Genomic DNA, 20,592 nt, shown 5'->3' on the forward strand with positions numbered 1-20,592 from the left:
ATGAAAGTTCTTTCGGTTTCGTCCGAAGTCTTCCCTTTGATCAAGACAGGGGGCCTGGCCGACGTGGCCGGCGCCCTGCCTATTGCGCTCAAGCCCCATGGTGTCGAAACGAAGACCCTGATTCCGGGCTATCCCGCGGTCATGAAGGTCATCCGCAATCCGGTGGCGCGCCTCGAATTCGCCGACCTGCTCGGCGAAAAGGCGACAGTCTTCGAAGTCGAGCACGGCGACATTTCCTTTCTCGTGCTTGACGCTCCGGCCTATTACAACCGAACCGGAGGTCCTTATGTCGACGCCACCGGCAAGGATTATCCCGACAACTGGCGGCGTTTCGCCGCCCTGTCGCTCGCCGGCGCGGAAATCGCCGCCGGCCTGATGCCGGGCTGGCAGCCGGATCTGGTGCACGTGCACGACTGGCAATCGGCCCTGGTGCCGGTCTACATGCGCTATTCCTCGACGCCGGAACTACCGAGCGTGCTCACCATCCACAACATTGCCTTCCAGGGCCAGTTCGGCCCCAGCATCTTCCCCGGCCTGCGCCTGCCCGCGCATGCCTTCTCCGTGCAAGGCATCGAATATTACGGCGATATCGGCTTCCTGAAGGGCGGCTTGCAGACGGCTCATGCGCTGACCACGGTCAGTCCTTCCTATGCCGAAGAGATCCTGACGCCGGAATTCGGCATGGGTCTGGAAGGCGTCATTACCAGCCGCGCCGCCAGTCTACACGGAATCGTCAACGGCATAGACGACAGCATCTGGAATCCCGAAACCGATCCGATGATCGCGCGAACCTACGGAGCCTCGACGCTGAAAGACCGCGCCGCCAACCGCAAGCTCGTGATCGAGCATTTCGGCCTGGATGACGATGACGGGCCGATCTTCTGCGTCGTCAGCCGGCTGACTTGGCAAAAGGGCATGGACCTGCTCGCCAGCATTTCCAGCGATATCGTCGCCATGGGCGGCAAGCTCGCGATCCTCGGCGCCGGCGACGCCGCCCTGGAAGGGGCGCTCTTTGCCGCCGCCGGTCGCCATCGCGGCCGCGTCGGCGTTTCCGCCGGCTATAACGAAGCGATGTCGCATCTGATGCAGGCCGGTTGCGACGCCATCGTCATCCCGTCCCGCTTCGAACCCTGTGGCCTGACGCAGCTTTATGGCTTACGGTATGGCTGCCTGCCGATCGTCGCGCGCACGGGTGGCCTCAACGATACCATCATCGATGCCAACCATGCCGCGTTGCAGGCGAAAGTCGCAACCGGCATTCAATTTTCGCCCGTCACCGCCGAAGGACTACTGCAAGCCATCCGCCGCGCCATATACCTTTTCCAGGACCGAAAGGTCTGGACGCAGATGCAAAAGCAGGGCATGAAATCCGACGTATCCTGGGGTAAGAGCGCAGAACGCTACGCGGCTCTCTACTCCAGCCTTGTCTCGAGAGGCGCTTAACCCGATGATTAAAACCGTTACCACCACCCCCTTTGCCGATCAAAAGCCTGGTACGTCAGGCCTTCGGAAGAAGGTTCCGGTATTCCAGCAACCGAACTACGCCGAGAACTTCATCCAGTCGATCTTCGATTCGCTCGAAGGCTATCAGGGCAAGTGCCTGGTCATCGGCGGCGACGGCCGATACTACAATCGCGACGTCATCCAGAAGGCCATCAAGATGGCCGCCGCCAACGGCTTCGGCAAGGTAATGGTCGGCAAGGGCGGCATTCTCTCGACGCCCGCGGCCTCGCACATCATCCGTAAATACAAGGCGTTCGGCGGCATCATATTGTCGGCCAGCCACAATCCCGGTGGCCCGACCGAGGACTTCGGCATCAAGTACAACATCAGCAATGGCGGTCCGGCGCCGGAAAAGATCACCGACGCGATCTACGAGCGCTCCAAGGTGATCGATAGCTACAAGATCGCCGATTTCCCCGACATTAATCTCGATCGCATCGCCCGCGAGGATGTCGGCGGCATGATCGTCTCGGTCATCGACCCGGTCGAGGACTATGCGGCCCTGATGGAAGAGCTGTTCGATTTCGGCGCCATCCGCAACCTCATCAGCCTCGGCTTTCGCCTCAACTTCGATGCGATGAGCGCGGTGACCGGCCCATATGCCAAGGAAATCTTCGAAATCCGTCTCGGAGCGCCGGATGGCTCGGTGCGCAACTTCCTGCCGCTGCCCGATTTCGGCGGCCATCACCCCGATCCAAACCTCGTCCACTGTAAAGAACTCTATGACGAGATGATGGGTGAGGATGCGCCCGATTTCGGCGCGGCATCGGACGGCGACGGCGACCGCAATCTGATTATCGGCAAGGGCATCTATGTCACGCCCTCGGATAGCCTGGCGATCCTGGCTGCCAACGCCAACCTTGCACCCGGCTATTCGAGCGGGATTGCCGGCATCGCCCGGTCCATGCCGACCAGCGGTGCCGCCGACCGCGTCGCCGAAAAGCGCGGCGTCGGCATGTATGAAACCCCGACCGGCTGGAAATTCTTCGGCAATCTGCTCGACGCCGGCATGGCGACGATCTGCGGCGAGGAAAGCTCCGGCACGGGCTCGAGCCATGTCCGTGAAAAGGATGGCCTCTGGGCCGTGCTGCTCTGGCTCAACATCCTCGCCGTGCGCGGCGAAAGCGTCATCGACATCGTGACCCAGCATTGGGCGACCTATGGCCGCAACTATTATTCGCGTCACGACTATGAAGGCGTCGACACCGATGCCGCAAACGGCCTGATCGATACACTGCGCGAAAAGCTGCCGACCCTGCCGGGCACGAAGTTCGGCGATCTCACCGTTTCGGCCGCCGACGACTTCGCCTATCACGACCCGGTCGACAAGTCCGTCAGCCAGCATCAGGGCATCCGCATCCTGTTCGAGGGCGGCTCCCGCGTCGTCTTCCGCCTATCCGGCACCGGGACGACGGGTGCGACCCTGCGCGTCTATATCGAGCGCTACGAGCCCGATTCGACCCGCCACAACATCGAGACGCAGGAAGCGCTGGCCGATCTGATCGACGCCGCCCAGGCGATCGCCGACATCAAGGGCCGCACCGGCCGCGACGCGCCGACGGTCATTACCTGACGGCAAAACCCTTCGCCCCGCAAATGCGGGGAGAAGGAGGCCAGGCGCTGCTGAACGAAGTGAGGCGGCTGGTCGGATGAGGGGCCTTCTCAAAATTCGCCACGGCGGCACGGTTTGCCGAAGGCTCCGCCCCTCACCCTAGCCCTCTCCCCGCCCTTCGATAAACTCAGGAGCGGGGAGAGGGAACTATCTCGAGCCATCCGGAGAGCCCGCGAGACATGTCAGAGCCCGCTACCCGCTCCCTTGGCGCCACCCTCACCGACGACGGCGTCGAATTCGCAGTCTGGTCCAAGCATGCCGACAGGATTGAGCTTTGCTTGTTCGATGCCGAGGGCAAAAAGGAGATTGAGCGCCTGCCGTTGACGCGTGAAGGCGAAGAGCATCGCCTGTTCGTGCGGGGCATCAAGGCCGGCGCGTACTATGGCTTTCGCGCGCAAGGCACCTATGATCCCGACCAGGGCCTGTGGTTCGATCTGGCAAAGCTGCTCGTCGATCCCTATGCCAAAGAGCTCGATCGGTCGTTTCACTACGATCCGCGTCTCGGCACATTCGGCGAGGATACGCAGGATTTGATGCCGAAGGCGATCGTCTCGCGCGATGTCCCGGTCAAGCCGGCCAAACCATTGTTCCAGCCGGGCGGCCTAATCTACGAAATTGCCGTCAAACCCTTCACCATGCTGCATCCGGACGTACCGGCTGAGAAGCGCGGCACGCTGGCCGCCCTCGCCCACCCCGCCATCATCGCCCATTTGAAGCGCCTGCATGTCGACGCCGTCGAACTCATGCCGATTACCGCATGGATCGACGAACGGCATCTGCCGCCGCTCGGCCTTACCAATGGCTGGGGCTACAACCCCGTCGCCTTCATGGCGCTCGACCCGCGTCTCGTGCCCGGCGGCGTCACGGAATTGCGCGAGACGGTCGCCGCCCTTCATGCCGAGGGCATCGCCGTCATCCTTGATCTCGTCTTCAACCACACTGGCGAAAGCGACCGTCAGGGGCCGACGCTGTCCTTGCGCGGCCTCGACAATCCCACCTATTTCCGCCATCAGCCGGATCAGCCGGGCATACTTGTCAACGACACCGGCACCGGCAATACCGTTGCCTGCGACCAGTCGGCGACGCGCCGGCTCATCATCGACAGCCTGCGCCATTTCGTGCTCCATGCCGGCATCGACGGCTTTCGCTTCGATCTCGCCACCGTCCTCGGCCATACGCCTAGGGGTTTCGACCCCGAAAGCCTGATCCTGCGGTCGCTGTTTGCCGACGAGGTGCTTCAGGATCGCGTCATGATCGCCGAGCCCTGGGATATCGGTCCCGGCGGTTACCAGCTCGGCAATTTCCCCGCCCCCTTCCTCGAATGGAACGACCGCGCCCGTGACGACCTGCGCTGCTTCTGGCGCGGCGAACCCAACAAGATCGGCGACATCGCCACCATCCTTGCCGGCTCGTCCTCCGTCTTCGGCCGTGACGGTCGAACCCAGACCCGCAGCGTCAATTTCCTCGCCGCCCATGACGGCTTCACGCTGATGGACATCGTCTCCTACGCCCAGAAGCACAACGAGGCGAATGGCGAGAACAACCGCGACGGTCACAACGAAAACTTCTCCTGGAACAACGGCGTCGAGGGCAAGACGGACGATCCGGCCTTCCTCAGCAAGCGCCGCACCGACATCGAGGCCATGCTCTCCACTCTCTTTGCCACGCGCGGCACGATCATGCTGACCGCCGGCGACGAAGGCGGCCGCACGCAGCGCGGCAACAACAATGCCTATTGCCAGGACAATGACATCACCTGGATGGACTGGGCAGCACTGGACGAGGATCTGATCGGCCACACCGCCTGGCTCGCCAGCCTCCGCCGCCGCTTCTCAGCCTTCAGTGATATGAGGTTTTTCAATGGTGACGGCGACGTGCTCTGGTTTTCCGCCGAGGGCACGGCGATGACGGTGTCCGATTGGGAAAAGCCGGATGCCGGCCTGCTCGGCATGGCGATCGAGACCGAGGATCGCGACAGCAACAAGAAGACGCGTCTCGCAGTACTGCTCAACCGCGGACATCAGGAACAGCGTTTCAAACTGCCGGCGTCGGGCCAAGGTGGCTGGTCGATGCTAACCTCTAAGGGGGCGACGGCAGTTCAGAACGACATCACGGTATCAGCGCGCTCCGTCAGCTTCCTTATCGAAAACTGATTTCCTTGCACTTTCCGGCCTTCTTCGCCAGAAAGGGCAAAGAAGCAGCTGAACGGATGAGGACCCTATGCCCGGCGATATTTCGCTTGTTGAGATCATGAAGCGTGTCGGAACCGAACTCGGCATCTCCGACTGGATTACGGTCGACCAGACCATGATCGATACGTTTGCCGACGCGACGCTCGACCATCAGTTCATCCATGTCGATCCCGAGCGTGCCAAGGCCGAAACGCCCTATGGCGGCACGATCGCGCACGGTTTCCTGACGCTGTCGCTGCTCTCCGCCATGAACTACAGCGCCCTGCCCAAGATCCGCGAACAGACCATGGGCATCAACTACGGCTTCGAAAAGATCCGCTTCATGTCGCCGGTCAAATGCGGCGCACGGGTACGCGGCCGCTTCACGCTTGCCGAAACGCGGCTGCGTGGCGCCAACATGCTGATGCTGACCTATGATGTGACAGTTGAAATTGAGAACGAGCGCAAGCCGGCACTCACCGCGACATGGACAACCATCTCGCAGTTCGATCCGAAGGACCGGCCGGAAGAGGGCTAAGCCTCCTTTTACCTTCTCCTCAAGAGGAGAAGGTATTTTCCGCATCCTCCGCCGCCTCACCCAGCAGTCCGAAGGCGTAATCGGAGAAAGATCGCCAGACTTCGACGCGGAACGTCTCATCGTCGAGCCGCAGCAGCACGATTTCCACCTTACCGAACAGCGTGCGCGAGCAGGCACCGACAGGAAACGCGACAAGCGACAGATCCTGCGAGCAACCGCCGGCAAGCGTCGCTTCCGCGCCGGGGCCGGAGACGATGATCGCGGTGTTGCGATGCGAGACATCGGTTGCCGAATGCAGCACGCCGGCGGACGCCGCGAGAGCGACCAGATCGGCGCCGCTCTCATCAATCACAAGCCATTCATCCGGGCCAAGCCAGAGGGCATAGCGGCCATTGGCGCGGGCCGATGTCTTCGGCTTACGCGGCAGTTTCAGCGCGAGCGCCTTGGAAAGACCCGCAATCGAATCATCAGGCGCGCGCAGCGCAATGCGGCTGGCGGGAGCAGATGGGGTCAGGCGGACGGTGGCGGAGCCGCCATGGCGACCGGCGAGCGGCAGTTTACGGGTTGCGAGATCAACCATTGATCCGGCCTCCTTCCTTGTCAAAGAACACCAGATCCGTCACCTCGACGGCGATCGTCTTGTCGGGCATCGGCACGTAAAGCGTCTTGCCCATGCGCTGGCGGCCGCCGGCGACCAGCGCGAAGGCAATCGAGCGGCCGAGATTTTCCGACCAGTAGGCCGAGGTGACATGACCGAGCATGGTCATCGGCTTCGGCTCGTTCGGATCAGCAACAATCTGCGCGCCTTCCTCCAGCACTACTTTCGGGTCGCGCGTGACGAGGCCGACGAGCTGCTTACGGCCTTCCTTGATGAGATCCGGCCGCTTCAGGCCGCGAATGCCGACGAAATCCGTCTTCTTCTTGGAGACGGCCCAGGAGAGACCAGCATCATCCGGCGTCACCGTGCCGTCCGTATCCTGGCCGACGATGATGTAGCCCTTCTCGGCGCGCAGAACGTGCATGGTCTCGGTGCCGTAGGCACAGGCGCCCAGCGGCTCGGCTCGCGCCCAGACAGCTTCCAGAACCGACTGGCCGTAATCGGCCGGCACGTTGATCTCATAGCCGACTTCGCCGGTAAACGAGACACGGAACAGCCGCGCCGGCACGCCGCAGACCTTGCACTCGGCAACACTCATATGCGGGAAGGCCCCGTTGGAAAGATCCTGTCCTTCGACCAGCGGCTCGATAATCTCGCGCGCCTTCGGTCCCTGCACGGCGATAACAGCCCATTGCTCCGTGGTCGACGTCAGCCAGACTTTCAGATGCGGGAATTCGGTCTGAAGATAGTCTTCCATATGATGCAGCACGCGCGGCGCCCCGCCGGTCGTGGTCGTCACATGGAAGCGGTCTTCAGCCAGACGACCGACGACGCCGTCATCATAGACGAAGCCATCCTCGCGCGTCATGATGCCGTAGCGGCAGCGGCCGGGCTTCAGTGTGTCCCAGGCGTTGGTATAGAGCAGGTTCAGGAACTGAGCCGCATCCGGCCCGACCACTTCAATCTTGCCGAGCGTCGAGGCATCGAACACGCCGGCCACTTCGCGCGCCGTGCGGCATTCGCGGTCGACGGCCTGATGCATGGTTTCGCCGGCGCGCGGATAGAACCAGGCGCGCTTCCAGTTGCCGACATCCTCGAAGATCGCGCCATGCGCCTCTTCCCAGGCATGCATCGGCGTCTTGCGCGCGGGGTCGAAGAAGGCGCCGCGCGAGTGGCTGATCAGCGTGCCGTAGGTGACCGGCGTATAAGGCGCGCGGAAGGTGGTGAGACCGACCTGCGGGATGTCCTTGCCAAGCATTTCGGCGGCAATCGCCAGACCGTGCATGTTGGAAAGCTTGCCCTGGTCGGAAGCCATGCCATTGGTGGTGAAGCGCTTGATGTGCTCGATCGAATGCATACCCTCGCGCACGGCAAGGCGGATATCCTTGGCGCAGACATCGTGCTGGAAGTCGACGAAAGCCTTGGCATTGGTGTCCGGCCCCGCTCCTTCTGCAGCGCCGATCATGCCGCCGGTCCATTCGAAGGCCTGTTCGGCATGGAGTGATATCTTGCCCTCGCCGCTGGCTCCGGTGGCCTTCGCCATCAGCTCGCCGGCGGCAAGCGATTCTTCGATTGCGGCCTGCAGGCCATCGGTGCCGTTGCAGGCACCAACAGACAGACAATCCTGAACATAAGTGCCCGGCAGGAAACGCTGCTTCTCTGCGTCGAACTTCAGCTTGCCGCGCGACTGCGAGAACAGGTGCACGGAAGGCGTCCAGCCGGAGGAGACGAGCAACGCATCGATGGCGATCTTGCGTGAGCCCGAGCCGCCATTGCGCGCCACCGTCATCGAGGAGACGCGCAGCTTGCCGGCCGTGTCGATGACGGCATAATCGCTCAGCACTTCGATGCCGAGCCGCTTGGCTTCGGCGGCAACCGCTTCGCCCGGCCGCACGCGGCTGTCGACGATGACAGCAATGGAGACACCGGCGCGCTTCAGGTCGAAGGCTGCTTCATAAGCAGAGTCATGCGCCGTGTAGACACCGATCTTGGCCCCGACCGCGACGCCATAATGGTTGAGATAGGTGCGGGCCGCCGATGCCAGCATGATGCCCGGACGGTCGTTGTTTGGGAACACCATATGGCGCTCGATCGCGCCGGTCGCCAGGATGACGCGCTTGGCGCGGACTTGCCACAGCCGCTCGCGCGGCAGATCACGGCCGGGCTTGGCGAGATGATCGGTGACGCGCTCGGCAAGGCCGAAGAAATTGTGGTTGTAATAGCCGAACGCCGTCGTGCGGGTCAGCACCTCGACATTGTCCATCGACTTGAGTTTGGCGATCACGCCCTGCGCCCAGGCGTAGCCCTCGGTCCCATCGATCTTGACGCTGGCATCGAAGCGCAGCGCGCCACCGGCTTCGGCCTGTTCGTCGCAGAGGATAACCTTGGCGCCGGCTTCGGCTGCGGCGAGCGCCGCCGAAAGACCGGCAACACCGGCACCGACCACCAGCACATCGCAATGAGCGTAGCGGCTGGCGTAATGATCGGGGTCCTCTTCCGTCGGCGCCACGCCGAGACCGGCCGCGCGGCGGATGAGCGGCTCGTAAATATGCTTCCAGGCCGCCTTCGGCCACATGAAGGTCTTGTAGTAGAAACCGGCGGCGAAGAAGGATGACAGCAGATTGTTGGCGCCGCCGACATCGAAGGCAAGCGAGGGCCAGCGGTTCTGCGACTGCGCCTTCATGCCGTCGAAGACCTCCTGCACGCTGGCGCGCACGTTCGGCTGGCGGCGGGCGGCATCGCGGGAAATATCGAGCAGCGCATTCGGCTCTTCGGCACCAGCCGAGAGGATGCCGCGCGGACGATGATATTTGAACGAGCGGCCGACGAGGTGAACACCATTGGCAAGCAGGGCGGAGGCAACGGTGTCGCCTTCGAGCGCCGTGTAGCTTTTACTGTCAAAGGTGAAGCGGGCGGTTCTGGCAGGCGTCAGACGACCCTTGCCCGCAATACGATTGGCGCCGCTCATTCCGCAGATCCCTCTTTTTGTGCCGTTTGCTCTTGTGCGTTTTTATCCTGCGCCACTGGCTCATTGGCCGTCGGCAGCAATGTCGAAAGATCCGGCTTCGGCTCGCCGGCCTTGTAGGTGAGATAGAAGCGGTCGCTGACCGTATCGCGCGCCGCATTGAAGAAGCGGCCGCAGCCATGGATATGCCGCCAGCGCTCGAAGATCAGGCCCTTCGGATTGTCGCGCAGGAAGAAATATTGCTCGAACTCCTCGTCGGAAATCCCGGCAATGTTTTCCGGCCGCACGATATGCGCGTCGCCGGCATTGCGGAATTCCAGTTCCGAACGCTCTTCCTCGCAATAGGGGCAGTAAATCAGCAGCATCGTTTTCTACCTAAATGTTAAAGCTCGGAGCCGGAAAGGCTTGTGCCGGAAGGCTGTGCGCAGAGCTGGCGCCCCATGGTGACGAAAGGTGTTATGCGCACCACAAGCTCTTCCAGCGATCCATAGGGTTTCAGCACGTCGGTCATCCCCAGATTGACAAGGCTCATGGCGAACAGATCCGTATCGAGCACGAAAGCCCTCGTTGCCTCAGGTTTCTGCTCCGGGACGAAAAAGACACCCGGCTTGTTCAGCACCTTGGCGCAGAGCAGCGTTCCGCCTTCGGCAACGAAGGGCCATTCGGCTTCATCCTTGGCCCTGTGGATCACCTGCATGCGAAAATCCTCAGCCCCTGGAAAGAGGTCGTTGACTTCGGTCGCGATCGTTCCTGCCGGCAATGAAAGCCCCGCCGCAAGAAAGATCCCGACCAGCGCCAGCATCAATGCGCCACGGCGGCAGCCGCCGCTTCGTCGATCAAGCGGCCGGTGCGGAAGCGATCCAGATTGAGCCCGGCATTGAACTTGTGCGGTTCGTCGCGGGCGATCAGATGCGCAAACAGGTTGGCCGAGCCCGGCGTCGCCTTGAAGCCGCCCGTGCCCCAGCCACAGTTCACATAGAGGCCCGGCACCGGCGTCTTCGACTGGATGGCCGAACGGTCCGGCGTGTTGTCGACGATACCGCCCCAGGAGCGCATCATCTTGACGCGCCGGAACATCGGGAACAGCTCGCAGATCGCATCCAGCGTATGGGTGATGATCTGGAGGCCGCCGGTCTGGCTGTAGGAATTATACTGGTCCGTGCCGGCACCGATGACCAGCTCGCCCTTGTCCGACTGCGAAATATAGGCATGCACCGTGTTCGACATGACGACGCAGGGGAAGATCGGCTTCAGCGGCTCGGAAACCAGCGCCTGCAACGGGCTCGATTGCAGCGGCACGCGCACGCCGGCCATCTGCATGACGACCGTCGTGTGACCAGCCGCCGAAACGCCGATTTTCTTGGCGCCGATGAAGCCACGGTTCGTGTCGACGCCGGTGACGCGTCCGTCCGGTCCGCGCTGGATGCCCGTCACTTCGCAATTCTGGATGATGTGCACGCCGCGATCGGAGGCTGCGCGGGCAAAGCCCCAGGCAACCGCATCGTGACGCGCCGTGCCGCCACGACGCTGGAGCGCCGCGCCGTTGATCGGGTAGCGCGCGCTGCCTGAAATATCGAGCGGCGGACAGAAAGCTTTCGCCTGCTCCGGCGTCAACCATTCATTGTCGATGCCATAGAGCCGGTTGGCGTGGATATGCCGCTTGAAGGACTGCTGGTCATGCACATTATGCGACAGCATCATCACGCCGCGCGGCGAATACATGACATTGTAATTGAGATCCTGAGACAGCCCTTCCCAGAGCTTCATCGAATGCTCGTAGATGTGCATGCTCTCTTCATAGAGATAGTTCGAGCGGATGATGGTGGTGTTGCGGCCGGTATTGCCGCCGCCGAGCCAGCCTTTTTCGAGCACGGCTATATTGGTGATGCCATGCTCCTTTGCGAGGTAATAGGCAGCACCCAGACCGTGGCCGCCACCGCCGATGATGATGACGTCATACTCCTTGCGCGGCTCCGGCGAGCTCCATTGGGCTTCCCAGCCCTTGTGAGCCCGCATCGCTTCCCGTGCCACGGCAAAAACCGAGTATTTACGCATTCGCCCTCAACTCCTTCAGGCAACAAGCCCGTTTCATCGGCCATACAAATCGCAAATCGAAAACCGACACAACGGCTCTTTTGCGACGCATTCAGCACCGGCTTTCGACACGGTTAAAAAGAATAGTCAATTGACGCGGGCCGACCGCAGCCGATAGCGCGGATTGACTCGATCGAAATCACGTCCGCTGAGGAACAAACCACAATGTTGCGTCACGCGTAAAAAGAAGACACGCGGCAAGCAGATACAACGGGGCAGTCACAATTAGGAAAAAGAATTCCAAAGCTGTGGACTCGGTATCGCCTTTCATGCCGAAACCAACACCAATGATAAACAGCATGATGAATTGCGTGCAAAGCGTCATCCAGCGCGCCCAGTTCACCCGTTTATAAAAAACCAGCCAAACCCAGAAGATTTGAACGCAAAGCATCGCGATTTGTAAAATCGTGAAAGCGACCGGCGCTTCAGCAAACTGACTGGTCTGTTTATCCCAGTTCACCAATTGACGAATAAAAATGAGCGCCATCGCAGCATATGTGAACCACTTGGAATATCGAACGCTGGTCGGCATGGTCTGATCACTCATGAATTCCCTACCCCTACTTGAGCTGCAAATGGCAAATCTTCACCCGGCCACCATGGCCGCCTTTGCGCCAGACGCATCCTTCTCTCTGCGGCTTATGGTTGTAAAGATAGATTCTTGCCCGATGATTGCTATCGAAGGTCTGGTTTGAAAAATCGTGGCCGCCGACGCGGACATTCTTGCCGAAACGGACTTCGCTGGCGGCGACTGGAGCAGGTGTCGCGGCCAGAACGGTACAGGTAAGCGCCAGCGCCGCAAACAGCCGTCCGGCGGGCAGGACGCTCGTGAATGTCATACCGCGATTCTCCTTCGACGCTCGCTGGAACTGCCGGGATCGGATAGCCGCGACAGCATATGGTAACAATGTGAAGCAGGCTCTTCGCACAGGCATGTCAGTCTCATAAAACATGCCGAGGAAATCCATATTCGATAGCCACGGCAACACGATTGAGATATAGCGAGCTCATCTCGCCTGGGGCAAATTGCTTTTTCCCCTGCTAATGCACGATCCGGCTAGACTTTGGTAAAGCGATCTGATATCTCGCCAGACCAATCGCAAGGCTATGGCCGAGCGGACGTTATTTTTTTGCCTCTCGGCGCCTCCGTCGCCACAGGCATCAACCAAACTAAAGGAACGTGATTCTCGTGCAGGTACTTGTCCGCGATAACAATGTCGACCAGGCTCTCCGCGCTCTCAAGAAGAAGATGCAGCGCGAAGGCATTTTCCGCGAAATGAAGATGCGCGACTATTACGAAAAGCCGTCGCAGAAGCGTGCTCGCGAAAAGGCTGAAGCTGTTCGTCGCGTTCGCAAGCTGGCCCGCAAGCGCGCACAGCGCGAAGGCGTGGTTGCACGGTAATCGTCGTTTTTTCGACGTTTTCAAATGCATGTTAGGCGGGGGCGAATCGTTCGCCACCGCCTTTTTGATTTATTCTCCGTGCAAATCGGATTAAATCAGAACAGCCTGATATGACGCATGGCGAAAGCGAACCCGATAATGGCAATGACGACGTCCGAACAGTTCCGTACTTCGAACCTCACCTCCTTTGTTTCGAAGCGCGCAGCTGCCCTGCCAGTTTTGGCGCTTCTCGCTGCGATCGGCCTTTCTGGCTGCCAGACAGCCTCTACCGATACGGTAATCCGTATCGACAAGGCGCAAGGCTCTTCGGAAAATATTGCCTCGCTGACCTCGGTCATCAGCGCGAACCCGCAAGATCCTGAAGGCTATAACGTTCGCGGCACCGCCTATGGCCGCGGCGGCGACTTCAACCGGGCGCTGGCGGACTTCAATCAGGCGATCCAGCTTAATCCGAAGTTCTATCAGGCCTACGCCAACCGCGCGCTCATCTACCGCAACATGGGCAAGCTGCCGGAAGCCGTCGCCGACTACAGTGCCGCGCTGCAGATCAATGGCAATTACGATGTCGCCTATATCGGCCGTGGCAACCTCTATCGCCAGTCCGGCCGCGATAATGACGCCTTCAACGATTATTCCAAGGCGATCAGCCTCGGCACGACGGACGGCCGCGCCTATAATGGCCGCGGCGTGATCCTTCAAAAGCGTAATCAGCAGGACAAGGCGATCGACGACTTCTCGAAGGCGATCTCGCTGTCGCCGAATTCGCCCGAGCCCTATAACAGCCGCGGCATCTCCTATCTCGCGCAGAACGACGAAGACAATGCCTTCGCCGATTTCAATCACGCGATCGATCTCGACAACAAGGTTGCCGAATCCTGGGCCAACCAGGCTTTCGTCTACGAGCGTCGCGGCGACAAGGCCAAGGCCCGCCGTTCCTACCAGCATGCCGTCAACCTCGACCCGAACTACCAGCCGGCCAGGGATGGCCTGGCGCGTGTCGGCGCGGGCGCATAGGATCGCGGCATATCATCGAAACAGTGGGCCGCCCGGCGATCATCCGCCCGGCGGCTTTTCTTTGCGCTGTTGAGCGCATAGTCTCGCGCTAAACTCAAATTTGAACGAGACACGACATGCCCTCTCCCCAGAAAATCATCGTGGTCGGCGCCGGCATCATCGGCGCATCCATTGCCTGGCATCTCCAGCGCAAGGGCGCTGATGTCACCGTGATTGCCAGGAAAGCCGGCGGCGACGCCACGCCAAATTCCTTTGCCTGGATCAATGCAAGCTGGGGCAGCCCCGAATTCTACTACCGCTTCCGCCGCCGCTCGATGGCGGAATGGTCGCGGCTGGCGACCGATATTCCCGGCCTGCCGCTCTCCTGGTGCGGCGGGCTCCGCTGGGACATGCCGGAGGCCGAGCTCGAAGCCTATCTCGCGCAGCATCACGGCTGGGGTTATGACATACAGCCGGTCAACCGCGCGACGAGTGCGGCCATCGAACCCAACCTCATCGATCCGCCCGCCTTTGCCGTGCATGTTGCAGAAGAAGGCGCCGTCGAACCCGTCGCCGCCGCCAATCTCCTGCTGGAAGACGCCGCTCGCCGTGGCGCGACGCTGTCATACGGCACGGAGGTCACCGGGCTTTTGCAGGAGAGCGGCAGGATCGCGGGCGTCGAAACGACGAACGGCACGCTGCTTGCCGATCATGTCGTCCTTGCCGCCGGCGCCGATACTCTTCCGCTCGCCGCCGCCATCGGCATCGATGTGCCGCTCGAAACGCCGCCGGGCCTGATTGCGCATTCCCACCCTCACCCTCGGCTGTTGAGTGGCCTGGTCATGGCGCCGGAACTGCATATGCGCCAGACGCAGGAAGGCCGGATCATCGCCGGCAGCGATTTCGGCGGCGGCGATCCCGGCGACGACCCGCGCAAGGCCGCCGAGGAGATTCTTGCCAAGGTCAGAGCCATGCTGCGCGGCGGCGATCAGCTCGAACTCGATTTTTACACGATCGGCTATCGCCCGAACCCGAAGGACGGTTTCCCGATCATTGGCGGTGTCGACGACGCGCCGGGTCTCTATCTCGCAGTCTTGCACTCAGGCGTGACGCTGGCGCCACTCGTCGGACTGCTTGCCGCGGAAGAGATTGTCAGTGGCCATCCGGACGCGCAGCTCACTCCATTCCGCCTGTCGCGATTTGTGAAGGCGGGCGAATGAGCTGTGCGATAGTCGACGTCAAATCCATGCCGCATGCATCCGAAGCGTCCGGCGTCACTTACGATTTAGCGACGGTGACTTTTCGTATGTTGCAACAAAATTTACCGGGCCCTAACATGACGCTTTCGAGAACATGCTGCTCGGATAAAAGCATGGGGGCGCTCGGCATGATGACTGAAACCGCTATTTCCGCTTTCGCAAACGCGCTCGAACCCTATGGTGGTCCGATCGGTTGATCGCGTTATGAAAAAGCTGCATTTCCCGAGGGCTTCGATTGGAGCTTATCTGATCGCCATAGCACTGGCGATTGCCTTGCCGATCCTGGCCTTCGTGGCACTGCTGTTGGTTCAGCTCGAAAACAATGAGCGCGACGTGTTGAAGCGCGATGCGGTTCAGGACGCACAGGCGTTGGCGCGCACCATCGACCGGCAATTGCAGGATATGGCAACGACCCTGCGGCTGCTCTCCTCCTCGCCGGAACTGGAACACAACGATATCGCCACCTTCTTCTACCGGACGGAGACGGTGCTGCGTACCGATTCGCTGTTCGTCCTGCTGCTCGACAAGGATGGCCAGATGCGGCTGAATACGCGGTGGCCGCTCAGCACGCCGCTTGGCAAGACCGGCAATATGGCCGCCCTGCAATCGGCGCTCAACTCGAGACGCATCGAGGCTTCCGACGTCTTCGTTGGATCCGCCATCCGTCGCTGGGTCTATAATGTCACCTTGCCGCTCGACCATTCGCCGGCCGGCGCCGCCCTGGCCATGACGCAGGATGCCGACGAACTTGCCAAGCTCGTCACAACGGATGCCCTCGCCCCTGGCTGGTCCGCCGCGGTCATTGACAGTTCCGGCCATATTATCGCTGCCAGCGGTCCCGCCAATCACTCTCCCGGTGACCCGTTCAGCAAAGACATCCTGCCGAAGCTGATCGCCTCGAGCGGCGTCTATCAGGACGAGAAGATCCTGCCGCACTCATTGCTCGGCTATGCGCAAATCCCCGGCTGGTCCTGGAAAGCCGTCGTGTGGGGACCCGTCGCCTCCGCGCAGGCTTCGCTCATGAGCACCTGGCGTTTCCTGATTTACGGCGGTGTCACCCTGCTCTTGGTTGCCCTGATTGCCGTCTATGCCTTGGCACGCCAGGTGCGCACCACGATACGCAGCATCGCCGACATGGCCGAACGCATGGGCCGCGGCGAGATCGTTTCGCCGGTCGAAACCAGCGTCATCGAGGCCAATCAGGTGGCCATCGCGCTGTCCAACGCCTCCTTCGATCGCAGCGAGACGGAGGACCGGCTGCATTTTGTCATGCACGAGCTCGTCCATCGTACCAAGAACCTTTTGGCGCTCGCCCAGGCGATGACCCGCCAGCTCGCCCGGCAAACCGACAGCGTCGACACCTTTCAACGCGCCGTCGCCGACCGGCTGGAGGGGCTTGCACGTTCGATCGAGGTGCTGACCAGCGAACAATGGTCGGGCGTATCGCTGCGGCGGGTGATCGACATTCATCTCGCCACTTTCCTGCAGGCGCCACAACAGCTCGACATCAACGGTCTGGATTTTGTGCTGAAGCCGGAAGCCGTGCAAAATCTCGGACTGGTCCTGCATGAGCTGGCGACGAATTCGGTGAAGTACGGGGCGCTTTCCGCGCCCGAGGGCAAGATCGCCATCGAATGGACGAATGTCGACGGCGATATCGGACCGATGATCCAGCTCACCTGGACGGAAAGCGGCGGTCCGCGCGTCAAGAAGCCAACTCTCACCGGCTTCGGCACCACCGTCACCAAGGCCCATGCGGCGGCGGCCTTTGGCGGTCACGTCGAGATCGACTTCCGGCCAACGGGCCTCGTCTGGGTGCTGAATGCCTTGCGGAGCACCATGGAGCGGGAACGCGAGCGGACGTGAGGCTCGGCCTACGACGTGGACCTCCGTATCGTCGGCGGACGCGACAGTCTCCGGAAATTCGTGTCAAAGCCAGCACACCTTCCCCCTTACGTCGGAGAAGGCAGGCGCCTTTCTACTCGTTCATCGCCTTGACGATATCGTCCGTCACCTTCTTGGCGTCGCCCAGCAGCATCATGGTGCCATCCTTGTAGAACAGCGTGTTGTCGATGCCGGCATAGCCGGAGCCGAGGGAGCGCTTGACGAAGAGGCAGGTCTTGGCCTTGTCGACATCGAGGATCGGCATGCCATAGATTGGCGAGGTCTTGTCGTCGCGCGCCGCCGGATTGGTGACGTCGTTGGCGCCGATGACATAGGCGACATCGGCCTGGGCGAGTTCCGAATTGATGTCCTCGAGCTCAAACACCTCGTCATAGGGAACATTGGCCTCGGCAAGCAGTACGTTCATATGGCCGGGCATGCGGCCGGCAACCGGATGGATGGCATATTTCACGTCGACGCCATGCGCCTTCAGGCGATCGGCCATCTCGCGCAGCGCATGCTGGGCCTGGGCGACCGCCATGCCGTAACCCGGCACGATGATGACCTTTGAGGCATTCACCATCAGATAGGCCGCATCCTCGGCCGAGCCGAGCTTGACCGTCTTGTCGCTGTTATCAGTACCGCCGGTAGAAGCCTCACCGCCGAAGCCGCCCAGAATGACGGAGACGAAGGAGCGGTTCATGCCCTTGCACATGATGTAGGACAGGATCGCGCCGGAGGAGCCGACCAGAGCGCCGGTAATGATCAGCGCCAGATTGCCGAGCGTAAAGCCGATGCCCGCCGCCGCCCAGCCGGAATAGGAGTTCAGCATCGATACGACGACCGGCATGTCGGCGCCGCCGATCGGCACGATCAGAAGCACGCCGAGCGCCAGCGCCAGCACGACGATCGCCCAGAAATCGAAATGGCTCTCGCTGATCGCCAAGCCCACCATGAAGAACAGGATCAGCGCCAGCAGCGCCGCATTGATAAGATGACGATAGGGCAGCAGGATCGGCTTGCCGGACATGCGCCCATCGAGCTTCAGGAAGGCGATGATCGAGCCGGTGAAAGTCAGCGCGCCGATGGCGACGCCGATCGCCATTTCGATGCGCGCCTCGGTGTGGATCGAGCCGATATTGCCTATGCCGAAAGAGGACGGCGTATAGAGTGCCGAAGCCGCGACCAGCACCGCCGCCAGGCCGACCAGCGAATGGAAGCCGGCAACGAGCTGCGGCATCGAGGTCATCGGGATAACACGGGCGATATAGGCCCCTGCCCCGCCGCCGATGGCCAGACCCAGAACGATCAGCACCAGGCCGCCGAAGGACGGCGTCGCCAGTACCAGCGTCGTCGCGATGGCGATACCCATGCCGACCATGCCGTAGAGATTGCCACGGCGGCTAGTGGCCGGATGCGACAGGCCGCGCAGCGCCAGAATGAACAGCACGCCGGAGACGAGATAGAGGAAGGCCGCGATATTGCTCAGCATGCCGCTCTCACTTGTCTTTCTTCTTGTACATCGCCAGCATGCGCTGGGTGACAAGGAAGCCGCCGACGATATTGACCGAGACGAGTACCAGCGCCACGAAGCCGAAGCCCGTCGCAAGCCCACTCGCGGAAATGCCGACCGCCAGAAGCGCGCCGACGACGATGACTGAGGAGATCGCGTTCGTCACCGCCATCAGCGGCGTATGCAAGGCCGGCGTCACCGACCAAACGACGTAATAACCGACGAAGATCGCAAGCACGAAGATCGCAAGCTGGAAAACGAAGGGATCGATTGCGCCGCCGGATGCGGCACTGACGGTCTCCGGGGCCTGCGCGGCGGCGGTCCTCACCGCAGTCACGGCGTTATCCAGTTGTTGGAGCGCTTGATCTATTGCCTGGCTGGCCATTTAGACATCTCCCTTGTTGACGGTCGGCTGATCCGGGTCGACAAAATTCGGATGCACGACTTCGCCGCCATCGGTCAGCATCGTCGCCTTGATCAGTTCGTCGGCGCGGTTCAGCCCGAGGCTCTTGGTATCCCTGTCGACCATCGTCTCCAGGAAAGTGACGAGGTTCTTGGCGTAGAGAGCCGAGGCGCTCGCCGCAACGCGACCGGCCATATTGGCATAGCCGACCACCTTGACGCCTTCGACATCGGCCACTTCACCGAATTCCGCGCCCTCGATATTGCCGCCGCGCTCGACGGCGAGATCGACGGCAACGGCACCGGGCCGCATCGCCTTCAGCATCTCGCGGCTGACGAGCCGCGGCGCCGGGCGGCCGGGGATCAGAGCCGTCGTGATGACGATATCCTGCTTGGAGATATGCTCGGCCACGAGTGCGGCCTGCTTGGCCTGATAATCCCGCGACATTTCCTTGGCGTAACCGCCGGCCGTTTCCGCCGCCTTGAACTCTTCATCCTCGACGGCAATGAATTTCGCGCCGAGCGAGGCGACCTGCTCCTTGGCGGCCGGACGAACATCCGTCGCCGACACCTGCGCGCCGAGCCGTCGCGCCGTCGCAATCGCCTGCAAGCCGGCAACGCCCGCCCCCATCACGAAAACCTTTGCTGCCGGCACCGTTCCCGCCGCCGTCATCATCATCGGCAGCGCTCTGTCATAGACTGCGGCCGCCTCGATAACGGCCTGATAGCCGGCAAGATTGGCCTGCGACGACAAGACGTCCATCGACTGCGCGCGGGTGATGCGCGGCATCAGCTCCATGGCAAAGCTCGTCAGCCCTGCCTTGGCCATCTCGACCAGTGCTGCCTCATTGCCATAGGGATCCATGATGGCGACAACGATGGCGCCGCTTTTGTAGCCGGCGATCTCCTTGCGCGTCGGCCGCCGCACCTTGAGAATGACATCAGCCCGCTTGGCATCCTTGATCGCGCCGATGCGCGCGCCGATAGCCTCGTATTCATGATCCGGAATGCGCGACAAGGTGCCGGCGCCCGCTTCCACCACGACATCGAAGCCGAGGCCTCTCATCTTCTTCACCGTTTCGACGGATGCCGCGACACGCGTCTCATCCCCCACGGTCTCCTTGGCGACGAAAACCAGATTGCCCAACGACACCACCTCGCATCAAACGACAGCCCCGCTGAAGACAGCAGCGCAACAGCCTGCGAAATCAGGCCAGAATCTCAGGGAAGGCGCGGGCCGGACGGCCCTGCGTCGTTCAGCGCGCGAGAAAGGCGCCAACGATTGAAAGAACCACGAAAATGAGAAACCCGCCGAACAGGCCAGCATGACCGAAGAAACCCGCCGTCATCGCAATCAACAGCGCGGCGATGATCGCCGATCCGACCCTGGCGACCAAAAGAAACCCGTTATAGGTTTTCTCGTGCTCCTTGTAGTCCATCGGAGCACCGGTTTCGATCGGTCCGGTATGATGTTCGGCCATGCAAAAGTCTCCCCTCAATCCGCTCCCCGACAGACCTTGCAACAGCTGCCGGCTGGAGTTCGCCCTCGAAAGCTGCGGCATCTCCCAATAGGGCACCGCAGCCAGATTTCCTCTACCGAGGCGTTACACAAAGCGAGAAAAAATGCAATGCACGAGAACGTCGCAGAGGTTCAATCT

General features: G+C 61.4%; 19 protein-coding genes. 8 read left to right on the forward strand and 11 right to left on the reverse strand.

Features of this window, described 5'->3' with window-relative positions:
• The 4 genes from glgA to EX00_RS11135 all read left to right on the forward strand — a co-directional run bounded on the left by glgA (nt 1) and on the right by EX00_RS11135 (nt 5,824).
• On the forward strand, nt 1-1,443 hold the full coding sequence (gene glgA / locus EX00_RS11120; protein WP_047457058.1) for a glycogen synthase GlgA: 1,443 nt from the start codon (nt 1-3) through the stop codon (nt 1,441-1,443).
• Nucleotides 1,444-1,447: 4 nt separating this feature from the next.
• Nucleotides 1,448-3,076, forward strand: a complete 1,629-nt coding sequence (locus EX00_RS11125; protein WP_047457060.1) for an alpha-D-glucose phosphate-specific phosphoglucomutase — start codon at nt 1,448-1,450, stop codon at nt 3,074-3,076.
• A gap of 218 nt (nt 3,077-3,294) precedes the next feature.
• Complete coding sequence (glgX, locus tag EX00_RS11130) at nt 3,295-5,268, forward strand: glycogen debranching protein GlgX (protein WP_047457062.1); 1,974 nt, start codon at nt 3,295-3,297, stop codon at nt 5,266-5,268.
• A gap of 67 nt (nt 5,269-5,335) precedes the next feature.
• A complete protein-coding gene (locus EX00_RS11135; protein WP_047457063.1) occupies nt 5,336-5,824 on the forward strand; it encodes a MaoC family dehydratase in 489 nt (162 codons plus the stop codon).
• A 19-nt stretch (nt 5,825-5,843) separates the two neighbouring features.
• On the opposite strand, the gene EX00_RS11140 is transcribed toward EX00_RS11135, so the two are convergent.
• The 7 genes from EX00_RS11140 to EX00_RS11170 form a co-directional block, all read right to left on the reverse strand.
• Nucleotides 5,844-6,404, reverse strand: a complete 561-nt coding sequence (locus EX00_RS11140; RefSeq protein ID WP_047457065.1) for a sarcosine oxidase subunit gamma — start codon at nt 6,402-6,404, stop codon at nt 5,844-5,846.
• Complete coding sequence (locus tag EX00_RS11145) at nt 6,397-9,390, reverse strand: sarcosine oxidase subunit alpha (protein WP_047457067.1); 2,994 nt, start codon at nt 9,388-9,390, stop codon at nt 6,397-6,399. The genes EX00_RS11140 and EX00_RS11145 overlap by 8 nt, the downstream gene beginning before the upstream one ends.
• Nucleotides 9,387-9,752, reverse strand: a complete 366-nt coding sequence (locus EX00_RS11150; RefSeq protein WP_007700939.1) for a sarcosine oxidase subunit delta — start codon at nt 9,750-9,752, stop codon at nt 9,387-9,389. The genes EX00_RS11145 and EX00_RS11150 overlap by 4 nt, the downstream gene beginning before the upstream one ends.
• Before the next feature lie 17 nt (nt 9,753-9,769).
• Entirely contained in the window at nt 9,770-10,189 is a 420-nt protein-coding gene (locus EX00_RS11155; protein ID WP_080761227.1) for a hypothetical protein, read from the reverse strand.
• Complete coding sequence (locus EX00_RS11160; protein WP_047457069.1) at nt 10,189-11,442, reverse strand: sarcosine oxidase subunit beta family protein; 1,254 nt, start codon at nt 11,440-11,442, stop codon at nt 10,189-10,191. Before EX00_RS11160 ends, EX00_RS11155 begins: the two co-directional genes overlap by 1 nt.
• 178 nt (nt 11,443-11,620) lie before the next feature.
• Nucleotides 11,621-12,028 carry a hypothetical protein gene (locus EX00_RS11165; RefSeq protein WP_047457071.1) on the reverse strand — a complete coding sequence of 136 codons (408 nt, stop codon included), beginning with the start codon at nt 12,026-12,028 and terminating at the stop codon, nt 11,621-11,623.
• A gap of 13 nt (nt 12,029-12,041) precedes the next feature.
• Entirely contained in the window at nt 12,042-12,320 is a 279-nt protein-coding gene (locus EX00_RS11170; RefSeq protein ID WP_047457073.1) for a hypothetical protein, read from the reverse strand.
• A gap of 350 nt (nt 12,321-12,670) precedes the next feature.
• Here EX00_RS11170 and rpsU point away from each other — a divergent pair, with 350 nt between their 5' ends.
• The 4 genes from rpsU (at nt 12,671) to EX00_RS11190 (ending at nt 17,001) form a co-directional block, all read left to right on the forward strand.
• Nucleotides 12,671-12,883, forward strand: a complete 213-nt coding sequence (gene rpsU / locus EX00_RS11175; protein WP_018072771.1) for a 30S ribosomal protein S21 — start codon at nt 12,671-12,673, stop codon at nt 12,881-12,883.
• Between the two features lie 138 nt (nt 12,884-13,021).
• Nucleotides 13,022-13,897 (forward strand): tetratricopeptide repeat protein, encoded by an 876-nt coding sequence (locus tag EX00_RS11180; protein ID WP_047457717.1) that lies wholly within the window; start codon nt 13,022-13,024, stop codon nt 13,895-13,897.
• Nucleotides 13,898-14,013: 116 nt separating this feature from the next.
• Nucleotides 14,014-15,096, forward strand: a complete 1,083-nt coding sequence (locus tag EX00_RS11185) for an NAD(P)/FAD-dependent oxidoreductase (protein WP_047457075.1) — start codon at nt 14,014-14,016, stop codon at nt 15,094-15,096.
• Nucleotides 15,097-15,339: 243 nt separating this feature from the next.
• Nucleotides 15,340-17,001: a sensor histidine kinase gene (locus EX00_RS11190; RefSeq protein ID WP_047457077.1), complete on the forward strand. Its 1,662-nt coding sequence runs from the start codon at nt 15,340-15,342 to the stop codon at nt 16,999-17,001.
• Nucleotides 17,002-17,113: 112 nt separating this feature from the next.
• Here the strand turns inward: EX00_RS11190 and EX00_RS11195 are convergent, their stop codons facing one another.
• From EX00_RS11195 to EX00_RS11210, 4 genes are all read right to left on the reverse strand, one after another.
• Entirely contained in the window at nt 17,114-18,508 is a 1,395-nt protein-coding gene (locus EX00_RS11195; protein WP_047457719.1) for an NAD(P)(+) transhydrogenase (Re/Si-specific) subunit beta, read from the reverse strand.
• Nucleotides 18,509-18,518: 10 nt separating this feature from the next.
• Nucleotides 18,519-18,917 (reverse strand): NAD(P) transhydrogenase subunit alpha part 2, encoded by a 399-nt coding sequence (locus EX00_RS11200; protein ID WP_047457079.1) that lies wholly within the window; start codon nt 18,915-18,917, stop codon nt 18,519-18,521.
• A complete protein-coding gene (locus EX00_RS11205; RefSeq protein ID WP_047457081.1) occupies nt 18,918-20,081 on the reverse strand; it encodes a Re/Si-specific NAD(P)(+) transhydrogenase subunit alpha in 1,164 nt (387 codons plus the stop codon). It abuts the gene before it with no gap.
• 109 nt (nt 20,082-20,190) lie between these two features.
• Nucleotides 20,191-20,415: an aa3-type cytochrome c oxidase subunit IV gene (locus tag EX00_RS11210; protein ID WP_007700907.1), complete on the reverse strand. Its 225-nt coding sequence runs from the start codon at nt 20,413-20,415 to the stop codon at nt 20,191-20,193.
• Nucleotides 20,416-20,592 lie beyond the last annotated feature (177 nt).

Source organism: Martinezella rhizogenes, from assembly GCF_000799715.1.
Taxonomy (GTDB): Bacteria; Pseudomonadota; Alphaproteobacteria; order Rhizobiales; family Rhizobiaceae; genus Rhizobium; species Rhizobium rhizogenes_C.

Excerpts from the sequence above, each read along its gene's own strand:
- glgA (WP_047457058.1), top strand. The coding sequence starts at position 1 with ATGAAAGTTCTTTCGGTTTCGTCCGAAGTCTTCCCTTTGATCAAGACA.
- EX00_RS11125 (WP_047457060.1), top strand. The coding sequence starts at position 1,448 with ATGATTAAAACCGTTACCACCACCCCCTTTGCCGATCAAAAGCCTGGT.
- glgX (WP_047457062.1), top strand. The coding sequence starts at position 3,295 with ATGTCAGAGCCCGCTACCCGCTCCCTTGGCGCCACCCTCACCGACGAC.
- EX00_RS11135 (WP_047457063.1), top strand. The coding sequence starts at position 5,336 with ATGCCCGGCGATATTTCGCTTGTTGAGATCATGAAGCGTGTCGGAACC.
- EX00_RS11140 (WP_047457065.1), bottom strand. The coding sequence starts at position 6,404 with ATGGTTGATCTCGCAACCCGTAAACTGCCGCTCGCCGGTCGCCATGGC.
- EX00_RS11145 (WP_047457067.1), bottom strand. The coding sequence starts at position 9,390 with ATGAGCGGCGCCAATCGTATTGCGGGCAAGGGTCGTCTGACGCCTGCC.
- EX00_RS11150 (WP_007700939.1), bottom strand. The coding sequence starts at position 9,752 with ATGCTGCTGATTTACTGCCCCTATTGCGAGGAAGAGCGTTCGGAACTG.
- EX00_RS11155 (WP_080761227.1), bottom strand. The coding sequence starts at position 10,189 with ATGCTGGCGCTGGTCGGGATCTTTCTTGCGGCGGGGCTTTCATTGCCG.
- EX00_RS11160 (WP_047457069.1), bottom strand. The coding sequence starts at position 11,442 with ATGCGTAAATACTCGGTTTTTGCCGTGGCACGGGAAGCGATGCGGGCT.
- EX00_RS11165 (WP_047457071.1), bottom strand. The coding sequence starts at position 12,028 with ATGAGTGATCAGACCATGCCGACCAGCGTTCGATATTCCAAGTGGTTC.
- EX00_RS11170 (WP_047457073.1), bottom strand. The coding sequence starts at position 12,320 with ATGACATTCACGAGCGTCCTGCCCGCCGGACGGCTGTTTGCGGCGCTG.
- EX00_RS11180 (WP_047457717.1), top strand. The coding sequence starts at position 13,022 with ATGGCAATGACGACGTCCGAACAGTTCCGTACTTCGAACCTCACCTCC.
- EX00_RS11185 (WP_047457075.1), top strand. The coding sequence starts at position 14,014 with ATGCCCTCTCCCCAGAAAATCATCGTGGTCGGCGCCGGCATCATCGGC.
- EX00_RS11190 (WP_047457077.1), top strand. The coding sequence starts at position 15,340 with ATGAAAAAGCTGCATTTCCCGAGGGCTTCGATTGGAGCTTATCTGATC.
- EX00_RS11200 (WP_047457079.1), bottom strand. The coding sequence starts at position 18,917 with ATGGCCAGCCAGGCAATAGATCAAGCGCTCCAACAACTGGATAACGCC.
- EX00_RS11210 (WP_007700907.1), bottom strand. The coding sequence starts at position 20,415 with ATGGCCGAACATCATACCGGACCGATCGAAACCGGTGCTCCGATGGAC.